This is a genomic window from Janthinobacterium aestuarii (genome assembly GCF_051380835.1).
GTDB lineage: Bacteria > Pseudomonadota > Gammaproteobacteria > Burkholderiales > Burkholderiaceae_D > Janthinobacterium > Janthinobacterium aestuarii.
In genome coordinates, this window is the sequence record NZ_JBNYXU010000002.1 from 205,403 (window position 1) to 229,845 (window position 24,443).

Annotated in this window: 23 protein-coding genes; 9 read left to right on the forward strand and 14 right to left on the reverse strand. The window is 62.4% G+C overall.

Going from position 1 to position 24,443, the window contains the following annotated elements; genetic code table 11:
• Positions 1-125: 125 nt before the first annotated feature.
• Positions 126-560 carry a hotdog fold thioesterase gene (locus tag ACQ4WO_RS07130; protein WP_436480809.1) on the reverse strand — a complete coding sequence of 145 codons (435 nt, stop codon included), beginning with the start codon at positions 558-560 and terminating at the stop codon, positions 126-128.
• Positions 561-703: 143 nt separating this feature from the next.
• Between ACQ4WO_RS07130 and lpxO the strand changes: the two genes are divergently transcribed.
• The 3 genes from lpxO (at position 704) to fdx (ending at position 2,478) form a co-directional block, all read left to right on the forward strand.
• Positions 704-1,603, forward strand: a complete 900-nt coding sequence (gene lpxO / locus ACQ4WO_RS07135; RefSeq protein WP_070301794.1) for a lipid A hydroxylase LpxO — start codon at positions 704-706, stop codon at positions 1,601-1,603.
• Between the two features lie 82 nt (positions 1,604-1,685).
• Positions 1,686-2,084 carry a DUF6331 family protein gene (locus ACQ4WO_RS07140; protein ID WP_436480810.1) on the forward strand — a complete coding sequence of 133 codons (399 nt, stop codon included), beginning with the start codon at positions 1,686-1,688 and terminating at the stop codon, positions 2,082-2,084.
• Between the two features lie 61 nt (positions 2,085-2,145).
• Positions 2,146-2,478, forward strand: a complete 333-nt coding sequence (gene fdx, locus ACQ4WO_RS07145) for an ISC system 2Fe-2S type ferredoxin (protein ID WP_436480811.1) — start codon at positions 2,146-2,148, stop codon at positions 2,476-2,478.
• 33 nt (positions 2,479-2,511) lie between these two features.
• Here fdx and ACQ4WO_RS07150 read toward each other — a convergent pair whose 3' ends face one another.
• On the reverse strand, positions 2,512-4,560 hold the full coding sequence (locus ACQ4WO_RS07150; RefSeq protein WP_436480812.1) for a M13 family metallopeptidase: 2,049 nt from the start codon (positions 4,558-4,560) through the stop codon (positions 2,512-2,514).
• A gap of 118 nt (positions 4,561-4,678) precedes the next feature.
• Positions 4,679-5,464 carry a hypothetical protein gene (locus ACQ4WO_RS07155; protein WP_436480813.1) on the reverse strand — a complete coding sequence of 262 codons (786 nt, stop codon included), beginning with the start codon at positions 5,462-5,464 and terminating at the stop codon, positions 4,679-4,681.
• Between the two features lie 123 nt (positions 5,465-5,587).
• Between ACQ4WO_RS07155 and ACQ4WO_RS07160 the strand changes: the two genes are divergently transcribed.
• Entirely contained in the window at positions 5,588-5,824 is a 237-nt protein-coding gene (locus ACQ4WO_RS07160; protein WP_436480814.1) for a DUF7661 family protein, read from the forward strand.
• A 1-nt stretch (position 5,825) separates the two neighbouring features.
• On the opposite strand, the gene ACQ4WO_RS07165 is transcribed toward ACQ4WO_RS07160, so the two are convergent.
• The 6 genes from ACQ4WO_RS07165 to ACQ4WO_RS07190 all read right to left on the reverse strand — a co-directional run bounded on the left by ACQ4WO_RS07165 (position 5,826) and on the right by ACQ4WO_RS07190 (position 13,031).
• On the reverse strand, positions 5,826-6,395 hold the full coding sequence (locus ACQ4WO_RS07165) for a DUF1439 domain-containing protein (RefSeq protein ID WP_436480815.1): 570 nt from the start codon (positions 6,393-6,395) through the stop codon (positions 5,826-5,828).
• A gap of 220 nt (positions 6,396-6,615) precedes the next feature.
• Positions 6,616-7,551, reverse strand: coding sequence for a hypothetical protein (locus ACQ4WO_RS07170; RefSeq protein ID WP_436480816.1), 936 nt, complete (start codon positions 7,549-7,551; stop codon positions 6,616-6,618).
• A gap of 35 nt (positions 7,552-7,586) precedes the next feature.
• Positions 7,587-8,030 (reverse strand): hemerythrin domain-containing protein, encoded by a 444-nt coding sequence (locus tag ACQ4WO_RS07175; protein ID WP_034748516.1) that lies wholly within the window; start codon positions 8,028-8,030, stop codon positions 7,587-7,589.
• 90 nt (positions 8,031-8,120) lie between these two features.
• On the reverse strand, positions 8,121-9,491 hold the full coding sequence (gene prsR, locus ACQ4WO_RS07180) for a PEP-CTERM-box response regulator transcription factor (protein WP_436480817.1): 1,371 nt from the start codon (positions 9,489-9,491) through the stop codon (positions 8,121-8,123).
• Between the two features lie 4 nt (positions 9,492-9,495).
• Positions 9,496-11,646, reverse strand: coding sequence for an XrtA/PEP-CTERM system histidine kinase PrsK (gene prsK / locus ACQ4WO_RS07185; RefSeq protein ID WP_436480818.1), 2,151 nt, complete (start codon positions 11,644-11,646; stop codon positions 9,496-9,498).
• Positions 11,643-13,031, reverse strand: coding sequence for a TIGR03013 family XrtA/PEP-CTERM system glycosyltransferase (locus ACQ4WO_RS07190; protein WP_436480819.1), 1,389 nt, complete (start codon positions 13,029-13,031; stop codon positions 11,643-11,645). The genes prsK and ACQ4WO_RS07190 overlap by 4 nt, the downstream gene beginning before the upstream one ends.
• A gap of 205 nt (positions 13,032-13,236) precedes the next feature.
• Between ACQ4WO_RS07190 and nadB the strand changes: the two genes are divergently transcribed.
• The 3 genes from nadB (at position 13,237) to ACQ4WO_RS07205 (ending at position 15,866) form a co-directional block, all read left to right on the forward strand.
• The gene (gene nadB, locus ACQ4WO_RS07195; RefSeq protein WP_436480820.1) at positions 13,237-14,850 is read left to right on the forward strand and encodes an L-aspartate oxidase; all 1,614 of its coding nucleotides are present in this window, start codon (positions 13,237-13,239) and stop codon (positions 14,848-14,850) included.
• Positions 14,851-14,990: 140 nt separating this feature from the next.
• Complete coding sequence (locus ACQ4WO_RS07200) at positions 14,991-15,404, forward strand: hypothetical protein (RefSeq protein WP_436480821.1); 414 nt, start codon at positions 14,991-14,993, stop codon at positions 15,402-15,404.
• Between the two features lie 57 nt (positions 15,405-15,461).
• Positions 15,462-15,866, forward strand: coding sequence for a hypothetical protein (locus ACQ4WO_RS07205; protein WP_436480822.1), 405 nt, complete (start codon positions 15,462-15,464; stop codon positions 15,864-15,866).
• Between the two features lie 412 nt (positions 15,867-16,278).
• Here ACQ4WO_RS07205 and ACQ4WO_RS07210 read toward each other — a convergent pair whose 3' ends face one another.
• The 5 genes from ACQ4WO_RS07210 to ACQ4WO_RS07230 are packed head-to-tail and all read right to left on the reverse strand — an operon-like array spanning position 16,279 to position 22,771.
• Entirely contained in the window at positions 16,279-17,640 is a 1,362-nt protein-coding gene (locus ACQ4WO_RS07210; protein WP_436480823.1) for a toxin-antitoxin system YwqK family antitoxin, read from the reverse strand.
• Positions 17,625-18,971: a toxin-antitoxin system YwqK family antitoxin gene (locus ACQ4WO_RS07215; RefSeq protein ID WP_436480824.1), complete on the reverse strand. Its 1,347-nt coding sequence runs from the start codon at positions 18,969-18,971 to the stop codon at positions 17,625-17,627. The genes ACQ4WO_RS07210 and ACQ4WO_RS07215 overlap by 16 nt, the downstream gene beginning before the upstream one ends.
• A gap of 9 nt (positions 18,972-18,980) precedes the next feature.
• Positions 18,981-21,320, reverse strand: a complete 2,340-nt coding sequence (locus tag ACQ4WO_RS07220; RefSeq protein ID WP_436480825.1) for a hypothetical protein — start codon at positions 21,318-21,320, stop codon at positions 18,981-18,983.
• Positions 21,317-22,084 (reverse strand): PP2C family serine/threonine-protein phosphatase, encoded by a 768-nt coding sequence (locus tag ACQ4WO_RS07225; RefSeq protein WP_436480826.1) that lies wholly within the window; start codon positions 22,082-22,084, stop codon positions 21,317-21,319. The genes ACQ4WO_RS07220 and ACQ4WO_RS07225 overlap by 4 nt, the downstream gene beginning before the upstream one ends.
• A gap of 3 nt (positions 22,085-22,087) precedes the next feature.
• On the reverse strand, positions 22,088-22,771 hold the full coding sequence (locus ACQ4WO_RS07230; RefSeq protein WP_436480827.1) for a vWA domain-containing protein: 684 nt from the start codon (positions 22,769-22,771) through the stop codon (positions 22,088-22,090).
• A 276-nt stretch (positions 22,772-23,047) separates the two neighbouring features.
• On the opposite strand from ACQ4WO_RS07230, the gene ACQ4WO_RS07235 reads away from it, so the two are divergent.
• Entirely contained in the window at positions 23,048-23,788 is a 741-nt protein-coding gene (locus ACQ4WO_RS07235; RefSeq protein WP_436480828.1) for a helix-turn-helix transcriptional regulator, read from the forward strand.
• A 185-nt stretch (positions 23,789-23,973) separates the two neighbouring features.
• Positions 23,974-24,423 carry a hypothetical protein gene (locus tag ACQ4WO_RS07240; protein WP_436480829.1) on the forward strand — a complete coding sequence of 150 codons (450 nt, stop codon included), beginning with the start codon at positions 23,974-23,976 and terminating at the stop codon, positions 24,421-24,423.
• Positions 24,424-24,443 lie beyond the last annotated feature (20 nt).

Below are 24,443 nucleotides of genomic sequence, written 5' to 3' on the forward strand. Positions count from 1 at the left end.
CAATGCAGGCGTGCGAGACTTTCCGCTACGCCATACAACAGCACACTGAATTATAAGCGAACAGCGTTTTTTATGATTTCACGCGCTCGCTTTTCATGCCTTGATGCAAGTCAAGAGCTGCCGTATCAGCCCGCACCCGGCGCATCGATGACGGCCATCGTGATGCGCGAGATGCAGCACAGCTTGCCGTCGTCGCCCGTGATGCGGATTTCCCAGACCTGGCTGGTGCGGCCCCGGTGGATCGGCGTGGCGCGCCCCGTCACGCGGCCGCCGCGCACGCCGCGCAGGTGGTTGGCATTGATTTCCTGGCCCACGCTCACGTGCCGGCTGGAATCGAGGCAGGCATTCGCGGCCATGCTGCCCAGGGTTTCGGCCAGCAGGACGGAAGCGCCGCCGTGCAGCAGCTTGAACGGCTGCATGGTGCGGTGGTCGACGGGCATGGTCGCTTCGATCCAGTCGGGGCCGAAGGCCGTAAATTCGATGCCCAGGTGGCGCATGGCCGTGCCCTCGCTGGCGGCGTTGAGGATGGCCAGGTCGAGCGGTGCGTGCCAGATTTCCATTGTTACCTCGGATAGTGTGTAGAAAAGGCCATTGTAGGACAGAGCGTCCGCGCGTGCCGCTTCATCTTTCCTTCACCGTGGCCCGGGGTGGCGATGGCATTAACTGGTTATAATTGCCCCATTCTTAAAAAACGAGGTTGTGTATGAAGTGGGCCTTGCTGGGCATTTTTGTGTTTTCTGTTTTACATATTCATTTTCGGGGCAAGGTGCGCCTGCCGTTCCGCCGCCAGATCTTCGATCACTCCTCGTTCATGGCGCCGCTGAACCTGTTCATGCACACCTTTTCCAAGGTGCCGGCCACGCCGTATTTGGCCGTCGAGCAATTCCCGGAACTGGCGCCGCTGCAGCAGAACTGGCAAATCATCCGCGATGAAGCGCTGCGCATGCAGGAAATGAAAAAAATCAAGGCCGCCGAAAAGAACAATGACGTGGGCTTCAATTCCTTCTTCAAATATGGCTGGAAGCGTTTCTACCTGAAATGGTATGACGCGAATCATCCGTCGGCGCAGCAGATGTGTCCGCAAACCTATGCCTTGCTGCAATCGATTCCGTCGATCAAGGCGGCCATGTTCGCGGAACTGCCGCAAGGCGGCAAGCTCAACCCGCACCGCGACCCGTTCGCGGGCTCCCTGCGCTACCACCTGGGCTTGCAGACGCCGAACGACGACCGCTGCTTCATCGACGTCGATGGCGAACGCCACAGCTGGCGCGACGGCCAGGCCGTGATGTTCGATGAAACGTATATCCACTGGGCACGCAACGATGCCGACAGCGACCGCATCATCCTGTTCTGCGACATCGAGCGCCCGATGCGCTACCGCTGGGCGCAAGGCTTGAACCGCTGGCTGGGCCGCACGCTGATGACGGCCGCCGCCTCGCCAAACGAACTGGGCGACCAGGTGGGCGGCGTGAGCAAACTGTTCCAGATCTCCTGGACCATGGGCCAGTACCGCCGCCGCTTCAAGGCGTGGAACAAGACGGCCTACCAGATCACCCGCGTGGCGCTGGTCGTGGGCATCATCGCGCTGATCTATTTTATTTAAGCGCTGCATTACCACACAAGAAAACCGCCTTCGGGCGGTTTTTTTTATAATGCGATACCACTACCCAGGAGAATCTTGAACCATGACGGAACGCGACCGCCAATACGATATCCAGATCGGCGACGATGCATGGATCGAATTCATCAGTCTTGACGGCCGCTATGAGCAGGCCATCGACATCGATCCCTTGCTGGGGGAACTGTGGCCGCTGATCTGCCTGCTGGAAACCCATTGTGTCGCCGGCTGCTGCGGCATGGATGCCTACGACTTCACACGCGAAGCCGTCGAGACGGCGCTGCGGGAACTTGATCGGGCACAACTGCATGCCGCCTGCGCGCAGGCCCACAGTGCCGTGGCAGCTGCCGCCAGCGATGTATTGCTGAGTAACACGATGAATCACTACGCGGATAAACGCGTGTTCCTGCAATTGCTCGATCATCTGGACGAGTGCATTGTCGCGCAGGATGCCGCAGGGGCTTGACCTTGCCAAGGCGGGAAGGTCCACAGTGACGGCATTGAAGGATAAACGAGGAGAATCCCGCATGCCAAAGATCACCGTCCTGCCCCATCCCGAGCTGGTCCCCGACGGCGCCGTCATCGACGCGCCGCAGAACATGAGCATTTGCGACGCCTTGCTGCTCAACAAAATAGACATCGAACACGCCTGCGGCCAGGTCGGTGCCTGTTCCACCTGCCACGTGATCGTGGTGCAGGGTTTCGATTCGCTCAATGAACTGGGCGACAATGAAGAAGACATGCTGGACCAGGCCTGGGGCTTGCAGCCCCACTCGCGCCTGTCGTGCCAGGCGCGCCTGGCGCAGGAAGACCTGACGGTGGAGCTGCCCAGGTACACGCTCAACCACGCCAAGGAATAGTCCCCGGCGCGGTTGCCCAACTACCCTATCTGCTTACCACATGATCACGCGCTGCTCGGGCGGCAGATACATCGGGTCGCCCGGCTTGATGCCGAACGCCTCGTAGAAGCCGGGCTGGTTCTTCACCGTGCCCTTGGCGCGGAATTCGCCCGGCGAATGCGGGTCGCTCTTGATCTGGGCGATGGCCGCTTCGGGACGCAGTTTCGCGCGCCATTTCTGCGCAAAACCGATGTACAGGCGCTGTTCGCCCGTCAGGCCATCGATGACGGGCGACGGCTTGCCACCCAGCGAGCGCTGATACGCCTTGTAGGTGATCGACAGGCCGGAATTGTCGCCGATGTTTTCGCCCAATGTCAGTTCGCCATTGATGTGGTAGCCCGGCACGGGGCTGTAGGCGCCGTATTGCTTGACGAGGCCGGCGGCCAGCGCCTTGAAGGCGGCCCGGTCTTGCGCCGTCCACCAGTTGCGCAGGCGGCCCTTCGCATCATATTGGCTGCCCGAATCGTCGAAGGCATGGCTGATCTCATGGCCAAACGTAATGCCCAGCAAGCCGTAATTGACGGCATCTTCCGCCTTCACGTTGAAGAATGGCGGCTGCAAAATCGCGGCCGGGATCGTGATGGCGTTGAGGGCCGGGCTGTAGCTGGCGTTGACGGTTTGCGGCGTCATCGACCATTCGTCGCGGTCGACCGGTTTGCCCAGCTTGGCCAGGTTTTGCTGGCGGCTCCACGCGCGCGCCGCGCGCACGTTGGCGATCAGGTCATTCGGCTGCGTCTTCATGCTGCTGTAGTCGCGCCAGGTATCCGGGTAGGCGATCTTCGGCTTCAAGGCTGCCAGCTTGAGCTGGGCTTCCTTCTTGGTTTCCGGGCCCATCCAGTCGAGCTGTTCGATGCCATCCTTGAACGAGGCGACGAAATTGTCGAACATGACCATCACGCGGGGCCGGGTTTCCGGCGGCAGATACATTTGCACGTAGCGCTTGCCGACGGCGTCGCTGATGGCGTTATCCGTGAAGCGCAGCGCCAGCTGCCATTGCGGTTCGCTTTGCGGCACGCCGCGCAGCACCGTGCCGTCGAAGGCGAAGCGCTCCTTGACTGTCGCGCTGTCCAGGTAAGAAGCGTAGCTTTCGATGATGCGCCAGTTCAGGTAGCTCTTCCACGATGCCAGCGGCACGGCGGCCACGGTCTGGGAAAAGCCTGTCATGAAGCTGGGCTGGCGCACGACGGCCGAGGATGCCTTGGGCGCCAGGCCGGCGGCCGTAAAGTAGGCGTTCCAGTCGAAGGCCGGCGCCAGTGCCGCGAATTTGTCGAAATCGACGCGGTTGTACGATTTGACGGGGTCGCGCATTTGCACGCGCGTCCACTGCACTGCCGCCAGGCGCGTTTCGATGTCGAGGATCTGCGCCGCGTGTTCGGCAGCGGCCTTGTCGCCGCTCATGGCCAGCATGGTCTCGATATGCTTGAGGTATTTGGCGCGCACGGCTTGCAGCTTGGCGTCGTCATCCTTCAGATAGTAATCGCGGTCGGGCAAGCCCAGGCCGGACTGGCTGATGTTGACCGTGTACCGCTCGGGGTCTTGCGCATCGGGCGCCACATAGGCGGAAAACGGCGTCGCAACGCCATTGCCTTGCAGGTAGGCCAGCAGCGCCGGCAAGTCTTTCTTGTCCTTGATGGCGGCAACGCGGGCCAGTTCGGCATGCAGGGGCTTGAAGCCGGCCGCATTGCGCGCCTTGTCGTTCATGAAGCTCGTGTACAGGTCGGCGATCTTGTGCGCCTCGCTGCCGGGCTTGCCGGGATTTTTCACGGTGGCGTCGATCAGGCCGCGCAACTGGCCCTGGGCGATTTCGCGCAATTCGATATACGTGCCCCAGACGGATTTGTCGGCCGGGATTTCCGTATTGCGGGTCCAGACGCCGTTGACGTAGCCGTAGAAATCATCCCTGGGGCTGACTGCCGGGTCCAGGGTTTTCATGTCGATGCCGGAGACGGGTGCGGCGGCGGTAGCGCCTTGCTGGGCGTACAGCGAGGGCGAAGATAAGGCGAGCAAGGCGCAGCAGCCGGCGCTGATAAGTGAGCGTTTCACGAAGATTCCTTTAATTGTTTTCACTTCATGTTGGGGAACATGCTTGTCCAGGCATGGGAGGCCGGATTATAGTCCGCCAGCCTGCCGCGCAACAATGACAGTTGAACAATTCCAGGTATCAGCGGATCAGGAGATCGAACAGGTCCACGGTCTTTTTACCCTGATTTTTCAGCAGGTCTGCAAGCGAGCCCGGCGTTGGCCCGCCATCGCCGGCCGCATGATTGAAATAATTAAAATCGAGCTTGATCTTGTCTGCCAGGTCGCTCGCATAACTGGCTGGATATGGCGATTGCTCCAGCTGGGGCAATGTATTGAAATGGCCCAGCACCGACTTGAAGAAGTTGGTCATCTTGCCGGTGGTATTGTATTCCTGCATGGCTTGCGCCACGACTTGGGTGCGCCAGGCCTGTTCTTCATCGTATGCCTGCGTAAAGGCCGCACGCCGCTCGTTGATGGTAAAGGTCCCGCTGTCATCGTTCGAAATGGTGGACAATTGCTCGCGCGACAAGCCAGCAAAGGGGTTGGGCCCCTTCCTGTCGACAAACGCGGTGGCGGCAGCGGCCGACTTTGCCGATGCCGCGTCATTCGGTTCCGGCACCTGCCTGGCGGCGGCCGCCTTGTGTTCCGCGTCCAGCGGATAGAGAATCTCCGTCGTATTGTCCTTCACCCACACACCCAGCGCCGCATGATCGTAATCCTGGACGGTGGCGCTGGTGGCCGTCGCGGCCTTCGACAGGCGCCCGGCCAGGGTGGAAATCACGACGTCGTCCGCCACGGCGCCAGCGCCGGCCGGCGCCCGGGTGGCCTGCGCCTGGTCCGACGATGTCTTGTCCGATGATGTCTTGCGGCCTTGCGCGACCGATAATGCCCCAGGCTCGATTCCCACCGTGCTGATATTCATCATCGCCCGCCCCAAGTTAAGTAAATGTTACTATAGCACAATAAATATCGGGGTTATGTCGCGGTGCTTTACGCAATTCTTCCTATCGCGGCACATTCAAACCATTTGTTTTGTTGGAGCAGACTGATGCAGGAATTCAGGTTCAATGTTTTCGGCACGCTGATTGGCATCCGGGGGATGCCGGGAGCATGGCGCGCATTCTATCTCGGTGCGGAAGGCAAGCGCCGGCCCGCCGATTTCATTATTCCCGACGATATTCAAGCAGATGCGCTGTGCGAATACCTGGCAGACCTGTTCCACGAAGAGGCGACGCCGCGCAATAACACGGCAACGCAAATCAGCTTGCCTGCATTCGAGGCCTAGCCTACTTCACCGGCTCGAACGTCACCGTCAATCCATTGCTGGTGGTCCTGAGCTGAGTCGGCACGAATTGCACACCTGCATAGCGCAGTTCGTCGGGCTTGAACGTGTAGATCGGCGTTTCATGCATGAGCTGGTCTGCCACCAGGCTGGCGATCTTGGCGAACTGGCGCTGCTGGGCTTCATCCATGCCGTCGATGGTCACCTTGTCCACGCTCGCCTCGCTCAGGTAGACGGCGTTGCGCTGGGCGTCCAGCACGAGGCGGCCCGACATGGCCAGACTGCCGCGCCAGCTCTGGCGGATGAACGGCGGCAAAACGCTGGCGTCCACGCTGAGGGCCACCCGTTCGCGCTCGGGCTGCAACGACAGTTGTGGGTGGGTCAGCTTGACGTCGAGCACGGACAGCACGCGCTTGTCGATGGGAAAGCGGCGCTCCAGGCCTTGCTGCATCTTGCTCAGCGACACATTCACGTCGCGCGGGCCAATCAGGGTGGAACACGCGGCCAGCACAGTACAAGCAAAGGCAGCGATCGCGGCGGTTTTCAGCAAGGGGCGGATGGCGGTCAAGGTCATGGATAGTCTCGGTGGAAAGATGGCGCCATCTTACACATGCGCCCGCTTTCTCGCAAAAACCGGCGCCCACCTTGCAGCGGGCACCGGGTCTTGTGTTGGTCTTGTCAGCGCACGAACAGGGCGATCAGTATGACGATGGGCAATGGAATGCCCAGCAGCAGCAAGAGGATGGAACGCATGGAGGACTCCTTGATTTTATATGGTTTATAGATACAGGGGTTCAGATGGTGACGTGGCGCAGCACGCGCTCATGGTCGCGCTGGCGGCCGCCAAACGTTGCCGCCAGGCTGGCCACGAAAGCACCGAGCAGCAAGGCGACGAACATCCACAGTGCCGTGTGGGCACCTGCCTTGCGGGCCGTGTCGGCCGCTTGCTGGGCACGCGCCTTGGCATCGGCGGCGGCCTTGGCGGCGCGGCCGTAGACGGCGTCGACTCGCGCTTCCGCTTCGGCCTGCGTCAGACCCGTGCGGCTGGCCACGACCTGGCCCAGATAGGCGCGGTCATCGGCGGCCAGGCTGCCTGCGGACAGGCTTGTCGCGAAGATCCTGCCGGTTTCCACGCGCTGGTCGGCTGTGCTGGCATTGGCCGAAGGTACCGCCAGCGTGCCGGTGGTGGCAGTAGCGGTGGCAGGTGCGGCAGGTGCGCGCAGCAGCATGTCCGAAAAATAGTCGAGCGGATTGGCGCCGCCGCCCTCGTCCGCCTTCGCACCAGCCGCACCCGCAGCCGCGGCTGGGGACACCGCCGCCGCCACGCCGCTGCCCGCATCGATGGCGCCGCTGAGTACGGCGCGCGTGCCGCCGGCCATCACAGCCACGGTGATCAGGGTGGCCACGGCCCAGGCCAGCAAGCCGTGCGCCGTATCGCGGAAGTGCACTTCGTCCGTGTGGATGGCACTCCATTTCACGCGCAACCGGCCCGCCATGTAGCCGCCAATGCCGGAGGCGGCCAGTTGCATGAAGGCCAGCCAGGCGATGGTCGACACGCCGATGGCCGTCGCATTGAACGACCATGGCGACACGGATGACAGACCCAGGCCCACGCCGAGGATCAGCAGGATGAAGGACAAGGCGGCCGCAGCGGCCGCGCCCGCCAGCACGGCGCCCCAGGAGACGCCCGGATTGTTCAGGTCCGACACGGACAATTGTGTAGCTTGCATGGAATACTCCCTTGGTTGTTGATTTTTTAAGCCGTTCAGGCGGCCACGCCCGTCAGCTGTTCCTTGCGCGCGGCCATTTCCTGGCCCAGCGCGTCGAGGTCGACGGCCGTCTCGCGCACCTTGGGAAACATGTCGCCCTCCTCTTCCTTGACGTGGTGCTCGATCTGCTCGGACAGCACCTTGACCTTGGCGTCGTACAGGTCGTCGGCCGGGTCCATGGCGGCGATTTGCGCGATGAGCTCCTTGGCGCTCGCGTGCTCGACGAGGGCTTCATCCATCAGGTCGCCGTCGTGGATGGGGCGGCGCACGGCCGGGTAGAAGATTTCTTCTTCCAGCTGCGTGTGCACGGTGAGTTCCTGGCAGATCTGGTCGGCCAGCTTTTTCTTGGTGGCAAATGAGCGGTCGCTCAAGCCTTCATATTGGGCAAACAGGGCCTTCACGGCCTTATGGTCCTGCATCAATAAATTGATCGCGTTCATGGCGCCTCCTTGTTGTAGATGAGGCAAGGATGCGCCATGGCGGCGCCAGCGTATGTGCGACGCCTTACACAATCTTGATTTTTAATACATTCAGCTATTCACCTGCGACTTGATGCCGTGATGGCCCATCAGGTCGTACAAGGTGGGCCGGCTCACGCCCAGCAGTTCGGCCGCCTTGGCGATATTGCCGTCGGCCCGCGCCAGCGCGCGCACCATGACCTTGTATTCGGCCCCGTCGCGAGCTTGGCGCAGGTTCAGCGGTTCATCGTGGGGCGTCGCCTGGGCGCTGGCGGGCAAGCCCAGGTCATCGGCGGCGATCTGCGGCCCGTCGCTCATGATGACGGCCCGCTTGATGCAGTTTTCCACTTCGCGCACATTGCCGGGCCAGCCGTAGCTTTCGATCAGCTGCAACGCGCCGGCGCTGAAATGCAGGTTGCTGCGGCCTTCGCTGGCGCAGAACTTGTTCTTGAAATGGTGGGCCAGCAGGGCGGCATCGCCGGCCCGCTCGCGCAGCGGCGGAATGCGCAGGACGATTTCGCTGAGGCGATAAAACAGGTCTTCGCGAAACCGTCCCTGTTCCGCCAGCACCTTCAAATCCTGGTGCGTGGCGCAGACGATGCGCACGTCGACGGCAATCTCGGCGCGTCCGCCGACGCGCTCGATGACCCGCTCCTGCAGGAAGCGCAGCAGTTTCGCCTGCAGTGCCATCGGCATGTCGCCGATTTCATCGAGAAAGAAAGTGCCGCCGTGGGCCAGTTCGATCTTGCCCAGGGTTTGCCGGGCCGCGCCCGTAAACGCTCCCCGCTCATAGCCGAACAGCTCGCTCTCGAGCAGGTTTTCAGGAATGGCCGCGCAATTGATGGCAACGAAGCGTTGCGCATGGCGGCTCGACAGCGCGTGCAGTCCCCGCGCAATCAGTTCCTTGCCGCTGCCCGAGTCGCCCAGCAGCATCACGCTGGCCGACGAGGGCGCCACCTTTTCCACGCTGCGGCACAGTTTGAGCATGCCCGGGTCGCGGCTGACGATGCCGGCCAGCGGCGAATCCGCCTGCGTCTGCAGCATGCGGCGGTTTTCCTGCTGCATCGCGTGCAGATAAAACGCGCGGGCGATGACCAGGCCCAGCATGTCGGCCTCGAACGGCTTCTGGTGGAAATCATAGGCGCCCAGGGCGATGGCTTTCAAGGCATGCGCGCGCTCCTGGTTGCCGGAGAGGATGATGACTTTCGTGTCCGGCGCCAGCGCGAGGATTTGCTGCAGGGTGGCCAGGCCTTCCGTGGCGCCGTCCGGGTCGGGCGGCAAGCCCAGGTCCATCGTCACCACGGCTGGCTGGTGGCGCCGCACGAGCGCCAGCGCCGCCTCGCGCTCGCCCGCCAGCAAGACGTCATAGCCGTCAAAACTCCAGTGCAACTGCTTTTGCAGGCCGGGGTCGTCTTCGATGACCAGCAGTTTTTGTTTCGCCATACGATCACCTACTGTCAGTGGATGACGCTGCGGAAATTTGGGTCAGTCCTTGCGGATGGGAATGCGCCTCATCCAGGCGCATTTCCCCCGGCGGGTCTGACCCCAAAGGCGCGTGCAGCGGCAGGACCACGCGAAACGTCGTGCCCACCTGCGGTTCGCTGCGCACGTCCAGGCTGCCGCCCACTTCGCGCAGGTATTCGCGGCTTTCGAACACGCCGATGCCCATGCCCGCCGTCTTGGTCGTATCGAACGGTTTGAACAGGCGTTCGCGGATGAACTGCTCGCTCATGCCCTGCCCCGTATCGTCGAGCTCGACGACGGCCGTGTGCCGCTCGCGCCGCAGCCGCACGGCCACCTTGCCATCGCTGGCCGTCGCCTCGATCGCGTTCTGGATCAAGTGGCCCAGTACCCGCTCCAGGCGCGCGCGGTTGGCCAGCACCGTCAGCTCGCCATCGACGATTTCCAGCCGGGGCGCCGGCGCCAGGCTCGCCTTGGCGGCCACGGCCTGGCGCAGCAAGCCGTCGAGCAGCAGCGGCGCGGGCGCTTCCGGCGCCTCGCCGCGCGCCAGTTTCTGCAGCAAGGTCTTCATTTTCTGCACGGAATGGTCCAGGGTGCCCAGCATGTCTTCCTGGAAGGCCGGATTGGCGCGGTGCTTTTCCGCATTGCTCAGTAGCAGCGACAGCTGGAACACGAGGTTTTTGAGGTCGTGCACGATGAAGGTGGACATGCGGTTGAACGAGTCGAACTGGCGCGCCACCGTCAGGGTGTCGAGCGATTCGCGGTGCGCCAGGTAGCTGGCGGCTTGGCTGCCGGCAATTTTCAGCACGTCGAGAATTTCCCAGTTCAAGCTGATGTGCGTGCGGGGCCGCGCCAGTGCGACAAAGGCGAACAGCTGTCCATGCAGCATCAATGGCACCAGCAGCCACACATCGGGCAGCGCCAGCAGCGCGGGCGGCAAGCGCAAGCCGCCGTACTGGCGCGGATTGTGCCGGCAATCGGGCACGTCGATCACCCACTGCCGCGCTTCCAGGAACTGGCACAGGGGGCCAAGCGCCGGCTCGCTCCACGTGCCCGGCGGCCAGTTCCAGCTGGCCGCCGGGGCGAATTGTCCCTGTTCGCGCAATATCCACAGCGCGCCGGCGCGGCTTTCCACCAGCTGCGCCATGGCCTGTATCGTGCGTTCGCCCAGGGCTGGCCCGTCTTCCGACAGCGCGCGCGTAAATCTCAGCCATTCCTCGCGGTAGTCGAAGATAGCATTGTAAAAATGTTTATTGATATACACCTTGAGCTTGGCGCGCAGGCTGCCGGAAAACAGCACGCCCGCCAGCAGTAAGGCCGCGCCGCCCAGGTAAGCCATCTGCATCAGGGAACCCCAGGTGCCGCCGAAATAGCGCAGATAATAGGCACTGGCCGCCATGGCCAGCAAATAGATGGCCGAGCCCAGCAAGGCGGCCGAGCGATACAGCATCTGGCGCGAAACGGACAAGCCCAGCGCCCAGCCCGGATTGCGCGCGGCCGAGACGGCCAGCAGCGGCGCGCACAGGGCGTCGACGATGCCGCGCGCGGCCCAGATGTCGTCATTGACCGCGCGAAACAGCAAGGCGTCGCTGTACAGATAGAAATCGTAGGCGAACAGCCCGCCTACACCCAGGCACGCAAACTTGATGCCCCAGCGTTTCAAAGGCGGCGTGTTGCGGTACCACTGTTCCACCAGCAACATGCCCAGCACGGCCAGCAGCAAACGGCAAACACTGGCGATGAGCCGCGCCGGCAAAGGCAGCGCCAGCCAGGATGAGGCCATGGAGAGCAGCCACGGTGCCAGCGCCGTGAGGACGATGCCGGCCAGCACGAGGCGCAAACGGGGCCGCGACGGTTCAATCAACAGCAGCAGGAACACCAGCCAGGCCAGGGTGCGCAGCAATTCGAGCGCGTCGCCGGCCAGCGCGATGCGCTGCCCCAGCAGCACCAGCACCACCGTGCCCGTCGCCCAGCCTCCCGTCGCCAGGCACGCCACCAGCAAGGCGCGCACGTTCTGCCGCGCGCGCCAGTTGCTGATCAATAGCAGCGCCAGCACGAAGAAAGTCAGCGACGCCAGGCCATGGCTGAGAGCCGCCGTGTCGGGTGCCGCCAGCCAGTCCGACTGGTCCCGCATCATCGGCTGCCCTTGCCAAACAGCACTACCTGCACCGTGTCTAGCAGGATCAGCAGGTCGAGGAACAGGCTATTGTTTTTTACATAATACAAATCGTATTGCAGCTTCTTGACGGCATCGTCGACGGAGGCGCCATATTGATAGCGCACCTGCGCCAGGCCCGTGATGCCCGGCTTGATGCTGTGACGAATGTTGTAGTACGGCACCTGCTCCTTCAGCTGCTCGACAAAATACGCGCGCTCGGGGCGCGGTCCGACAAAACTCATCTCGCCGCGAAACACATTGAGCATTTGCGGCAGCTCGTCGATGCGCAGCTTGCGGATCAGATTGCCCACGCGCGTGATGCGCGCATCGTTGGCCAGCGCCCAGATGGGCGTGCCGTCGCGCTCGGCGTCGCAGCGCATGCTGCGAAATTTCAGCACATTGAAAGCCATGCCGTCGCGCCCCACCCGCTCTTGCTGATAGAACACGGGGCCGCCGTCTTCCAGGCGAATGCACAGGGCTGTTACCAGCATCACGGGCAGCGACGCCAGGCAGATGACCCCGCTGGCCGCCAGGTCGAACAAACGCTTCGACGTGGCGCGGAAAAAGCTCTGGTCGAAGCCGCCGCCATAGATCAGATAGCTCGGTTGCAATGAGTCGATGCGGATCTGGCACGCTTCGCGCTCGAAAAACGTGGCCGCGTCGATCACCTTGACGCCGCCCAGCGCACATTCCAGCAATTGTTTGGCAGGAAACGCGCCATTGCGCCGGTCGCTGACGGACACGACGATCTCATGCGCGGCATGGCGCTGGGCCGTGGCCAGCAGGGACGGTCCGGTCGGCAGCAAGGCCGAGGCCGGTACGCAGCATTGCTCGCCTGCCACATCGATGCAGCCGACGACCGTAAACTGGTGGAAACCGATCTTGCTGGCCGCCAAGTCCATGCACTCGCGCGCCAGCGCCCCGCCACCCACCAGGATCAGCCGGCCTTTCATCAGCGCCGATTGCGAGGATTTGAATACCAGCAGGCGCGCCAGCAGCACGCCGATGGCGCCCAGGCCGAAGATCAGCACGCTGCCGCGTCCGAAATGCAGGGCTGGAATGAAGCGTATCAACACGCTGAGCACGGCAAAACCCAGCGCGAACGACGGCAGGATGCGTAATAAAGTGTTGCGGATGTCTTCGCGCGAGCGGTGCTGGTACATGCCCAGCGCGCTCATGCTCAAGACGATGACCAGCGCAAAGATCGAGGACGACAGGTAGACCTCGCCCGCCCGCACCAAGTGGCTGCCATCCGCCAGCCACAGCAAGGACGTCAGGGTGGCCGACAGCAGCAGGATCAGGATTTCCAGCAACAGCAGGATAAACGCTGTTTTCGAGACATAATGGCTGAAGATGCGGATCATGGTTCCCCCTGCGGCAAAAAGCATCAGGCCGCGCGCAAGGCGGCCCGCTGCTGGTCTTGCCATCATGGCGAACTGTTCCAAGAAGACATTGATGCGCCACAAGCTACAGCCCCAGCTATCTTTCGCTTGCAGAATTTATCTCAATACATTACCGAATGAGGGGAAATGGCATATAGTATGCTTCCCCTAAAAAAAGATAAATGTCATGAAATTTGATGTAGCGATTGTCGGCAGTGGCCTGGCGGGTTTATCGGTTGCACTGCATTTAGCTGAGACGCGCACCGTCGCGATCATTTCCAAACGCGCGCTGCTCGATGGCGCCAGCAACTGGGCGCAAGGCGGGATCGCGGCCGTGCTGGACTCGGGCGACAGTTACGAGCAGCACATCGAAGACACCCTGATCGCGGGCGGCGGCCTGTGCGACGAGAGCGCCACGCGCTACATCGTCGAGCACGGCCGCGAAGCCATCGAATGGCTGATCGAGCAAGGCGTGCCGTTTACGCGCGACGCCACGGCCGAACTGGGTTTCCACCTGACCCGCGAAGGCGGACACAGCCAACGCCGCATCATCCACGCGGCCGACGCCACCGGGCACGCCGTACAAGTGACCCTGGAAGAAAAGGTGCGCGCCCACCCGAACATCAGCCTGTTCGAACACCATTGCGCCATCGACCTGATCACCTCCGACAAGCTGGGCATGAAGCCGACCCAGCGCAACGCGCAACCGCATTGCCATGGCCTGTACGTACAGGATGAGCAAACCGGTAAAGTACTGACGTTTGCCGCCGAGCACACCGTGCTGGCCACGGGCGGCGCCGGCAAAGTATACTTATATACAACGAATCCGGACACGGCCAGCGGCGACGGCATCGCCATGGCCTGGCGCGCCGGCTGCCGCGTGTCGAACATGGAATTCATCCAGTTCCACCCGACTTGCCTGTATCACCCGTATGCCAAATCGTTCCTGATTACCGAAGCCATCCGTGGCGAAGGCGGCTTGCTGAAACTGCCGCCTGAAGCGGGTGCGGCCGCTGGCACGCGCTTCATGCTGGCCCACGACGAGCGGGCCGAACTGGCGCCGCGCGACGTGGTGGCGCGCGCCATCGACTTCGAGATCAAGAAACGCGGCCTCGATTACGTGCACCTGGACATCAGCCACAAGCCGGCCGAATTCCTCATCGAACACTTCCCGACCATCTACGCCCGCTGCCTGGAACTGGGCATCGACATCACCAAGCAGCCTATCCCCATCGTCCCCGCCGCGCACTACACGTGCGGCGGCGTCGTGACGGATTTGTCGGGCCGCGCCGACTTGCCGGGCCTGTATGCGGTCGGCGAGACGGCGTGCACGGGCCTGCATGGCGCAAACCGCCTGGCGTCGAACTCTTTGCTGGAATGCATCGTCATCGGCCGTGCCTGCGCACAAGACATCGAAAGCAAGGAAAAGCTGGGCACGCCGTATCTGCCCGACTGGGATGAAAGCCGGGTCACGGATGCGGATGAAGAAGTGGTGATTTCCCACAACTGGGACGAGCTGCGCCGCTTCATGTGGAATTACGTGGGCATCGTGCGCACGACGAAACGCCTGGAACGGGCCCAGCACCGCATCGCGCTCTTGAAGGAAGAGATCGACGAGTACTACCGCAACTTCCGCATCACGCACGATTTGCTGGAACTGCGCAACCTCGTCGACGTGGCCTCGATGATCGTCAACAGCGCCCTGTCCCGCCGCGAAAGCCGCGGCCTGCACTTCAGCCGCGATTATCCGGAAACGTTGCCGAAGGCGATCGCCAGCGTGCTGACGCCGCCGCATCGGTAAGCCACCAGGCCCTTCCATCATGGAACCCATGCAAGGTCCGGGGTCGTACCCTAAGGGTACGACCCCAGTCTGTGTCTTGGGGGAACGCCATTTGCCAGAGGCGCCCCCCGCTGCAGGCATCGCGCAATCACCGAAACTTAATGCAAATGTTGAGTAAGGGACTTTTTGATGCTATTGCCTCTGCGGTGGACCTGGATGACCCTGCAGAACAATCTTTAGCACAGCGATTCATGATTGATGCTATTGGAAGAGTGACTTCACAATTGCCTGAGGTTGCCAAGTCAGCAGCAGCTGTGGCGAATCGATACATCACCGGTGCGGCGACGGCTGAGGAAGTCATCAGTGAGCGTGTACGTCTCTGGCGAGCAATTGAAGGGCGAGACCAATCGGACGAGCCAGACGTTTTGAAAATAAGAACTGCCATATGCGTCTTGCATCCTATGGATATTGGCGCTTCTGCCGAAACATTAGAGTATTTTTTTGAATTTTGGCAGCAAGGAGGCTTGGCGCAGGCTGAGCTTGAGACCGCTGTTCAGAACAAGTATGGAATTTGAGGTGACTCCAACCGGCCAGGAGCAGACCTACCCCTTCACAAATGTTGAGAATGACAAATGACGTACCGCCCGGCATCTGATCCAAAAATTCATGAGCTTGTATCCGCTCTGTACACGGAAAGATGGGCGAGTTCGGCCAGCAAGATTGAACAACTGGTGGCAATTTCCGACGCCTGGAAAATCTGCGAGCTTCTCACTTCCAGTGAAGGATGGAGGGAGCGGGTCGTCGCAGCAAAAATTATTGCCGCATTCGATTTCGTTGATCTCATCACACCCTTGATCAGTACATTCATCGGCCGTGCCGAGTCGAACACCCTTCACTCCTTTGTCAAGCTGATCATTACTACTGCAATGCCGGACACCAAGCACAAACTCCTTGAGGAACTTCGTGCTTGCTGTCCCGGTACATCGTATGGCAGACACATGATCAAGGTGATTGACGATGCTTCCGATGCAGTTTAGAACTTTGCAGCTACCAAGCTTTGTCGCAAGATCGAACGACCGCTTCGGGGCCATTGTGTTGAAAATGTCGAGCGGCAACCATTTCGGGAGGTCTCGGACCTCCAAGCAGTCGGTGATCGTTAAATAGCGACGGTTCTGGCCAGTCGAGGCTGACAGGTTTTCTATCTAAACATCAACGTACCCGCGTTTTTCAACACAATAGGACGAAAGCAGTCGACCACAAAAGGCCCTGCTCGGCGCAAGCAAGCCATGCGCCGAGGTCCCGTCCAGGCGGGCAACGGTGTTTGACGCCACCGGCACAATGCTGCGACCGGACGAATGCCGGACGCCATCCAGTGTCACTGCAGTAGCTGTACATGTCTCGCAAAGGCAAGCCACGCATCAGTGATCGAACGGCAATGACTTTCCCTGTTCACGGTTCCGGCATGTCAAACTCGATCCCATCCTCCGCGTACGACATCTTGGCGGATGCCCCGGTACATTCCCCCTGCGCCACATCGTCCACATAGCGGCATTCGCTTTCCACACTGCCATCTTCACGCCAATGGCGCGTCCAGCCCTGGCGTTCGCCATCCACGTACTCGATCAGCTGGCGCGGCTTGCCATCGGAATACCAGGAACGCAATGCGCCCTCCTCGCGCCCACCCGCGTTCCACAGCTTGTGCACGATCAATACGCCGGCCCGGCTGAAGCGCTGTTCGCTGCGCAAGACAAAGTGGCCGCTATGCGTGCGCTTGCTGGCAACTTTACCGTCCGGATAATATTCGACGCTTTCACCGACAGGCTTGCCGTCAACGTAGTTGGCAGTGCGCTGCACCTTGCCATCCGGAAAATATCCGGTGCTGGGGCCCGTCATGATGCCGTTGTCATGCTGGCTGCGGCTTTCCACGCTGCCGTCCGGATAGAACAGCAGCAGCTCGCCATCCGTCTGGCCCTTGACCTGGGTCGTGCGCGTTTTCAGCTTGCCGTCCTTGTCGAACGTTTCCACCACACCATCGGCGCGTGCGCCGTTGCGGTAGGTGCGCGACTCGATCTGTTTGCCATTCTGGTGATAAGTCTGTTCCTCCCCCTCCTGCATGCCATTGCGCCACGTGTTACGCATAGAAACTTTGCCGTCCGGGTAATACAGTGTCTGCACACCCTCCTGCAAGCTGCGTCCATCGCGCGCCACCTGCATTTCCAGCGATCCATGCGGGTAATACATGCTGTAGTTGCCCACCAGCTTGCCGCGCAGGTAATCGGGATCGTTGACCTGGCCTATCAGCCGCTTCGGTTCGCCTTCGCGCGCGTGCACCACCTCGACTTGCCAGGTGCCGGGCGTCTTGCCCGGCGGCAGCGGCAGGAGCAGCGCATAGCGCGCCTGCTCCATCACCTCGCCGCGCGACAGGTTGTGGTTCAGATATAAATGGGCCTTGCCGTCGGCACAGTGCTCATCGCAGCCGCGCAGCATGTGGATGACGGGGATGGCATCCGCGCCGGCATGGTCTGGCGCCGGGCAGGCATGCAGGCGCACGAGCAAGGGGTTCCTGTCGCGTATCATGTTGGCCAGCTCGGCCTTCATGACGCCATACTGCTCCTCGCTCAATCCTAGCGATGCAGCATCCATGCGCAGCTGCCTGCCGCCGCAGCCCGTGTCGTCGGCCACCGTCAGCACATCGCCGCTGCCGGGCACAGCCTGGATTGCCGTGATCACCTGGCGCTGCACGATTTCGGCGTGGGCCAGCGCCGGCAACAGCAGCATGGCGCCAAACAAATGTTTCAAAGTGCGCGCCATGCCTGCTCCTTGCGCAACAGCTCCGGCGCTGGCGGCGCTTCGCCGCAGTCGCCCTGGGCCTTGCCGGCCACATACTGGCATTCGCTTTTCAGGCTGCCATCCTCGCGCCAGCTGCGGCTCCATCCCTCGCGCCGGTCATTCACGTACTCGATGGACTGCTCGGGCTTGCCATTCTCGTACCACGAGCGCGACGTGCCCTGCTCGCGCAATTGCGCGTCCCACCGTCGTTCCAGGATCAGCACGCCCTGCGCGCTGTAGCGCTGGACGCTCAGCAGCCCACCCTTGTCGCCGTACTGCTGACGGCTTTCCACCTTGCCATCGGGATAGAATTCCATCGCCTCGCCCGTCGGCAGGTCGTTGACCTGCGTCATCCTGGCACGCACGGCGCCATCCGGGTAGTAATTCGTGCTCACGCCGTTGAACTTGCCGTGCTGCATTTCCGCGCGGCTGGAGATTTTTCCATCCGGGAAATACGTGAGCATCTCGCCTTCCATCTTGCCGTCGCGCAAAGTGTAGCTGCTGCTCAACTTGCCATTTTCATCAAACTTCTGCACGGGCCCGTCGAGCTGCTTGCCATCGCGGTAGCTGCTCGTCTCGCTCAGCTTGCCCGTGGCGTGATAACGCTGCTGCTCGCCCTCGGGCAAGCCATGGCGCCAATTACCGCGCAACTCCAGGGTGCCATCGGGAAAATACTTGCTGCCGATGCCGTGCTGCCGGCCCTGCCCATCCTGCGCCACCTGTTTCTCGATCTTGCCATTCGGGTAATACGTGACATAGCCGCCCACCAGCTCGCCTTGTGCATAGTCGGCGCGGTTGACATGGCCTGACAGGCGCAGCTTGTGGCCTGCCACGCTGTAAACGTCCACCTTCCACGTGCCCGGCAGCTTGCCTTTCGGCAAGGGCAACAGCAGCACATTCGGTGCTTTTTCCTGCTCGACGGGGAAGAAACGTTCGTGCAGGTACAGCCGCGCGCGGCCATCGGCGCAAGTGGTTGGCGTGCAGGCGGCGATCTGGCGCACGATGGGCACGCTCGCATCCTCCGGGCATTTTTTCAGGGTGACGAGCACGGGCGTTCTGGCGCGGATGTGCCGGGCCAGATCGGCTTTCAGCGCATCGTACGGCGCCTCGTCCAGATTCACCGAGCGGGCATCCATGCGTATCTGCTTGCCGCCGCAAGCCGTCGTGCCAGCAATAGTGAACACATCGCCGCCTTCGCTATCGCGTTCGCTGGCCATGCTTGTCAGCACCTGGCGCTGCACGATTTCCGCCTGCGCCATGCCTGGGCACAGCAAGGAAGCGCCCAACAGCGCGCATAGGGTCTTGATTTTCATACGATTCCTTTAATCTTCCGGCGAGACACGAGCCTCAGCCGGCACAAAGCTGACCCGGCCATTACGGTAGCGCACCAGCACTTCCACCTTGGCATCCTGCAATTGGCCATGCTTGACGGCAGGCAAGTAGGTCCAGCGCTTGACGCTATCGAGCAAGACCTTGTTGAGTATCGGTTCCATCGGCCGTTCCGCCGCTGCATAGCTGAGGCTGCCGTCTGCCGCGATGCTCAGGGTCAGGCGGTTTTCACCTGACGACTGTTTCTCGTCGAGCACGCCATAAGTCACTGTCGTCATCGTGTCGCGCTGCACGCCCGCAAGCTGGTCCGGCAGGGGCGGCAAGGCCTTGAGTTTGGCCGCCAGCAGCGCGCCATCGGCCAGCGCCTTGTCCCAGCGCTTCTGGTAGGCCCACCCCTGGGCCAGGCGCAACACCTTGGCGGCCCGGTCCATGCGTTTTTCCGTGGCGGCGACGCCATTGTCGGCCGGCTCGCCCGGTTCTGTCGGCATCGCGTTCTCCACCGCGTAACGATAAGACGTCAGCTGTGCCAGCGCCACCATGTTGACGGCATCTTGCTCGTCGCCGCCGCGCAGCAGCGCCGTGGCCGCGATGCCCAACCAGGCCACGCCATCGGTCGGGCGGGCCCACACGGCTTGCTCGAAATACTGGCGCGCCGCCTGCGGTTCATTCAAACTCAGGTGCATGCGGCCCATGGCCGCCGCTGCCAGGTGGTCGCGCGGGTCGGCTTGCAACTGGTCAAGATAGGTTTTCGCCAATTCGGGGGCGTAGCCGGGCATCGCGCCCAGGCCTTCCATCAAGGTGGTACGCAGGCGGGCGCGCACCTTGTCACCCTCGTAGCGCGACGACTTGTCCTCGCCCGCCCGGTACAGCATTTGCAAGCCGCGCGTGACGGCGTCGTCATCGCCCTTGCTGACCGCTTGCGACAGGCTGTGCAAGGCCTTGCGCGCGTCCGACTGCTGGAAACCGCCCGTCTTGCGCTGGCGCCAGCTGAATACTTCCAAACCAGCCGCCTGGTCGGCTTGCGCCTGCAGGCTGGCCTTGTTCTTGACTTCGTCTGGCGACGAGGTCCAGGCCGTAAAGCCGATCAGGAACAGCACGATCAGCACTACCACCACGGCCCAGCCCTTGCCTGTGATACCACCGCCCGTGTTGCCCGCCATTGGGATGATGACCGGCGCCAGCCCAGGCGCCGTGCGGCGCGCGCTGCGCTGCTGCGGCAGCGATTGCTGTTGCGGTTGCATCTGCTGCGCCTGCACGGAGGCCTGCGCGGCCGCGCTGATGACCTTGTCGCGTGCGCAAGCCGCGCAACCCTGGCCCGCAAAATGCTGGTGTTCGGGATTCACGGTGCAAATGAGCAACTTGCCGCCGCTGCGCTGGGCATAGCCGCGCAGCAACAGCGCCCAGTCGGCCGCCGATGGCCGCTGGGGCTTTGGTGAAGGCGAAAAGGCGCGGTCGAACATGGCGCGCAGCTCGGGCGGCATCAGCGCATGGCCGCTGGTGGCATTCGGCGCCAGCTGCTTGTGGCGTTTGACGCCATACGCATAGCAGCCGTCGCGGATGCGCCCGGGAATATCGGTCGCCACTTGCGCATTGCCGGGCCGCCCGCTGTACGGATGAATGCCAAAATTCAGCAATTGAAAGATGACGACGGCCAGGGCGAAACGGTCTTGCGCCATTTCCGTGCCCGCCGGCATGCCCTTGCGCTGGAATTCCGGCGCCAGGTAGTCGGCCGTGAATTGCTCGGCAGGAAATCGCTCCGCATGGCCCTGGATGCTGAAGCCGTCGCAATCGAGCATGGCGATGTACAGCGAATCGCGGTAAAAGCGCAGGTTTACGGGCTTCAGATCGACCACGTAATGCTGCTGCTGGTGCAGCGCATCGATGACGGCGGCCAGGTTGGCGGCCAGGGTCAGCTTGGGTCCGAGTCCCGTGGGCAAGCCGGCCGCGCGCGCCTGCCGCTCCTGCATGATCTGTTCCAGCTCGGCCGTCTGCGCCATGTCCAGCAGGGGCATGACGAAACCGGCAAAGCCGCCCTGGCCATCGAACACGGCCGCTTGCGGCCAGGCGATCTGCACGTAGCGCTTGCCGTTTTCCAACTGGTCGGGCAGTTCGGGCGTCAGTTCCAGCATCGCTTCGAGCTTGCGCCGGTTGGCGGCCCGATCCAGGTGCGGGTGGTACAGCTTGGCAACCTGTGCGGGCGCACCCGGCAGCAGATACACGCTGCCCGCGCCGCCGCTCTTGATGAGTTTGCCCAAGACCAGGCTACGGACTTTATCGAGCCATATTTTTGCGCCCGGACTCAGACCCGGTGTCACGCCCTGCTTCTGGCTCATGCGCGCAAGGCCAGCAATAGGGTCTTGTCGTCGCCCGTGATCTGGTGCGTGCGCGGGTCGGCCAGGGTGGACGCCAGTGCTTCATTGCCCAGCTCGATGCTGTCGACCGTGCGCAGATAGCCTTGCACGGCATCCATGAACGGCGCGTACAAGGCCGTATTGTTCTTGCTCATGGCAAAGGGCATGCAACCGTCCGACATCAACACGACGCCGCGCACGGACCGGGGAATCGGCAACAGACGCAGCTGTTCGCGCCAGCGCTCGCCGCTGATAAAGTATGTTTCGTTGGCGTATTCGCCGTTGGCGGGCAGCGAGATGAGTTCGCCGCCATCAAGCAGTTGCGCCACGCCCAGGCCATCGCCCAGGTGGAAGAAGAAGCCGGTATCTTGCCCCATGACCACGCCGACGACAGTGGCAGCGTGGTCGTCGAGGGTGGCGTTGGCGGCGCGGGCGATGTCGTCCAGCGCGGTGCGGATCTGCGCCAGGGTGCCTGCCAGCGCGCCGTCATGTAAATCCTGCACGGTGGCGCCCTGCTCCAGCCGCCCGGCCAGCGCCTGCACGGTCTGCGTTGCGACAAACTGCGCTCCCTGCTCGCTGAGCCTGGCCGAACCGGCGCCATCGCAGACGATGGCCACCAGGACGCCGTTCACGACGGCATGCGCGTGCGCATCCTGGCAAGGAATTTCTTTATCCAGATGCGCCTTGCCCGTGACGGAGGCGCCGAACGTGCGCCAGGAATCCTGTGTTGCTTGCACTGCTGCCATCGATCAGGTGCTCACGACAGACCAGCCGTCCGTCGAGGCCAGTTGCGCCTGCGCGCCGGGACGCGATTGCGACACCACTTGCATGCTGGCGCTCAGCCACAGGAACAGTTCGCGGAACTGCAAGCCTTTCAGCTGCTTCACGCCCCGCTCGCCACGGCTGGAAAATTGCCCCAGGGAATCGATGTTCGCGTTGTCGCCCACGGCGATGGGGAAGATCGCCACCTTATTGGCCTGCTCGGCCGCGCGCGCCTGTTCGGCGCCATGCTGCCAGCGGTCCGTCGGTTCGCCGTCCGACATCAGGAACAGCCATGGCCGCGTGTACGCCACGCCCGCCTGGCGGAAGCGCTGCTTTTCCTGCTCGATCTCGGCCAGCGCCAATTCGACGGCCGCGCCGGTCGGCGTGGTGCCGTTCGCTTCCAGATGGGGCGCCGTAAAATCCATGGCGTCGCACCAGTTGCTGGCCACCACCGCTTCATCGTGGGCGCCATATTGAATCACCAGGATGCGCACGCGCTTGGCGGCGATCACATCGGACTTGAGTTCCTGCTCCAGCAAGGCCAGGCCTTCGTTCAGCAGCGAAACGGGCTCGCCATCCATGCTGCCGGAGCAGTCCAGCACGAGCACCAATGGCGTGCGTTGTTCAGTGTTGTCGACGAGGGCGACATCGGGGATTATTATTGAACTCATGGGCAATCGGTAAATGTGAAATCGGTCATAGTGCGAATCTTACATCATGGACGTGTTTTTCCCGTGCAAGTTTCCTACAGAACACTATCCCACCATATTATTGCAAACCATTGCAGCAATGATGTCTTTGTACTATCTTGATAGTTGCCCAGGCCAGATGGCAGCGGCCGCCCCTCCTCACAAAGGCGGGGCGGATCGCTGCGCAACACCGCCCTTACCCAGTTCCGCACCTGCATGCCTGCGGCACACTGATGCAATCAGGCAATGGGGACAAGCATGGGCACAGCTACAGTAAACGCGGAGGTGGGCAAACTGATCGCCGCCTTGCACGAGACGGCTTGCGGCATGGAAGACTGGCCGCAGCTCGACAGCGCCGCCCTGAACAGCCGGCAATGGCAGGAACTTTTACCGCATCTGCAACGCGTCCTGTGCTTGCAGCAGCGCCTGCGCGAGGCGCAACTGGCCAGCCGCTGCGCGCTGGCCGCGCTCGACGCCATGGGGGCCGCCGTGCTGGTGCTCGACGCGGACCTCGGGCTGCGCTTCGCCACGCCCGCCGGCCACGCCCTGCATGCGGCGCAACTGGCGCACGCTGTACCGCCCGCCCTCGTGCGTGCCGTGCGCCTCGTCATCGCCAGCGCCGGTGCAGGCGGCCCACCGCAATGCCAGTCGCTGCGCCTGATGCGCAAGCAGCAAACGCCGCTGGCCCTGTCCGTCACCCTGTTCGCCGCCTGCCAGCCTCCATGTGCGCTGCTGATTGCGCGCGATCCTGCACAGGCGAGCACGTCCGTCCCCGCCTTGCGCCAGCTGTTCGACTTGACGCAAGCCGAAGCGCTGGTGGGCAAGGAGCTGGCGCAGGGGGCCACCATCGAGGAAATCGCCGCGCGCGGCGGCATCAGCGTCAATACCGTCAAGACGCATCTGCACCACACCTATTTAAAGACGGATACGCGGCGCCAGGGCGAGCTGATCGCGCTGATCCATGGCGCGACGGCGCACTTGGCCGTGCTCGACGCATGAGGCTGTCTCATCCGCTCGGATGATGTACAGGACAACTTGCCTGCCTACACTGGCAAGACCGGTCGCCCGCTCCTTGCCAGTGTCACCACGGCGCGTGCGGACTGCCGCTTCGGTTTCCCTGGTATCGACAACAATATCGCCGCGCCGGCAGCGGACGGCACCAAAGTTCAAGGATGGGTAGAAAAATGAAAACATGGATACTGGCCGGCACTCTGGGCGTCTGCGCCCTGCTGGCAAATGCGCAATCGCTTCCCGACAGCCAGACCGTCGTCGTTCCAGGCGGACGCCTGCAAACGATCGAACTGCCGGCACACAAACATTTCATGACTGCGGAAAGGTTTGCCCCGTTCCGCGGCGGCTATGAGCTGTCGAACGGCCAGGTGCTCTACCTGCGCAATGCAAGCAGCATCGGCGCCATCACGTATGCGCGCATCGATGACCAGGAAGAACACCGCATCGTCGCCACCGACAACAACAGCTTCGTGGCGCTGGACCGGCAGTTGGCCATGCGCATCGACTTGCGCGACGATGGCAGCGTGGCCGGCGAAGTGCTGATGCAGATGCCGGCCGAAAAACTGGCCAGCGGCGACATCGTGCCGGCCCACGTGCAAAGCATGGGCCTGGCATCGCGCTGAGGCTGCAAGCGGCCTTTTGC

Bases quoted from the DNA above. Each gene is read 5' to 3' on its own strand.
- ACQ4WO_RS07130 (WP_436480809.1), bottom strand. From the start codon at position 560: ATGGAAATCTGGCACGCACCGCTCGACCTGGCCATCCTCAACGCCGCC.
- lpxO (WP_070301794.1), top strand. From the start codon at position 704: ATGAAGTGGGCCTTGCTGGGCATTTTTGTGTTTTCTGTTTTACATATT.
- ACQ4WO_RS07140 (WP_436480810.1), top strand. From the start codon at position 1,686: ATGACGGAACGCGACCGCCAATACGATATCCAGATCGGCGACGATGCA.
- fdx (WP_436480811.1), top strand. From the start codon at position 2,146: ATGCCAAAGATCACCGTCCTGCCCCATCCCGAGCTGGTCCCCGACGGC.
- ACQ4WO_RS07155 (WP_436480813.1), bottom strand. From the start codon at position 5,464: ATGATGAATATCAGCACGGTGGGAATCGAGCCTGGGGCATTATCGGTC.
- ACQ4WO_RS07160 (WP_436480814.1), top strand. From the start codon at position 5,588: ATGCAGGAATTCAGGTTCAATGTTTTCGGCACGCTGATTGGCATCCGG.
- ACQ4WO_RS07165 (WP_436480815.1), bottom strand. From the start codon at position 6,395: ATGACCTTGACCGCCATCCGCCCCTTGCTGAAAACCGCCGCGATCGCT.
- ACQ4WO_RS07170 (WP_436480816.1), bottom strand. From the start codon at position 7,551: ATGCAAGCTACACAATTGTCCGTGTCGGACCTGAACAATCCGGGCGTC.
- ACQ4WO_RS07175 (WP_034748516.1), bottom strand. From the start codon at position 8,030: ATGAACGCGATCAATTTATTGATGCAGGACCATAAGGCCGTGAAGGCC.
- prsR (WP_436480817.1), bottom strand. From the start codon at position 9,491: ATGGCGAAACAAAAACTGCTGGTCATCGAAGACGACCCCGGCCTGCAA.
- prsK (WP_436480818.1), bottom strand. From the start codon at position 11,646: ATGATGCGGGACCAGTCGGACTGGCTGGCGGCACCCGACACGGCGGCT.
- ACQ4WO_RS07190 (WP_436480819.1), bottom strand. From the start codon at position 13,031: ATGATCCGCATCTTCAGCCATTATGTCTCGAAAACAGCGTTTATCCTG.
- nadB (WP_436480820.1), top strand. From the start codon at position 13,237: ATGAAATTTGATGTAGCGATTGTCGGCAGTGGCCTGGCGGGTTTATCG.
- ACQ4WO_RS07200 (WP_436480821.1), top strand. From the start codon at position 14,991: ATGCAAATGTTGAGTAAGGGACTTTTTGATGCTATTGCCTCTGCGGTG.
- ACQ4WO_RS07205 (WP_436480822.1), top strand. From the start codon at position 15,462: ATGACGTACCGCCCGGCATCTGATCCAAAAATTCATGAGCTTGTATCC.
- ACQ4WO_RS07210 (WP_436480823.1), bottom strand. From the start codon at position 17,640: ATGGCGCGCACTTTGAAACATTTGTTTGGCGCCATGCTGCTGTTGCCG.
- ACQ4WO_RS07215 (WP_436480824.1), bottom strand. From the start codon at position 18,971: ATGAAAATCAAGACCCTATGCGCGCTGTTGGGCGCTTCCTTGCTGTGC.
- ACQ4WO_RS07220 (WP_436480825.1), bottom strand. From the start codon at position 21,320: ATGAGCCAGAAGCAGGGCGTGACACCGGGTCTGAGTCCGGGCGCAAAA.
- ACQ4WO_RS07225 (WP_436480826.1), bottom strand. From the start codon at position 22,084: ATGGCAGCAGTGCAAGCAACACAGGATTCCTGGCGCACGTTCGGCGCC.
- ACQ4WO_RS07230 (WP_436480827.1), bottom strand. From the start codon at position 22,771: ATGAGTTCAATAATAATCCCCGATGTCGCCCTCGTCGACAACACTGAA.
- ACQ4WO_RS07235 (WP_436480828.1), top strand. From the start codon at position 23,048: ATGGGCACAGCTACAGTAAACGCGGAGGTGGGCAAACTGATCGCCGCC.
- ACQ4WO_RS07240 (WP_436480829.1), top strand. From the start codon at position 23,974: ATGAAAACATGGATACTGGCCGGCACTCTGGGCGTCTGCGCCCTGCTG.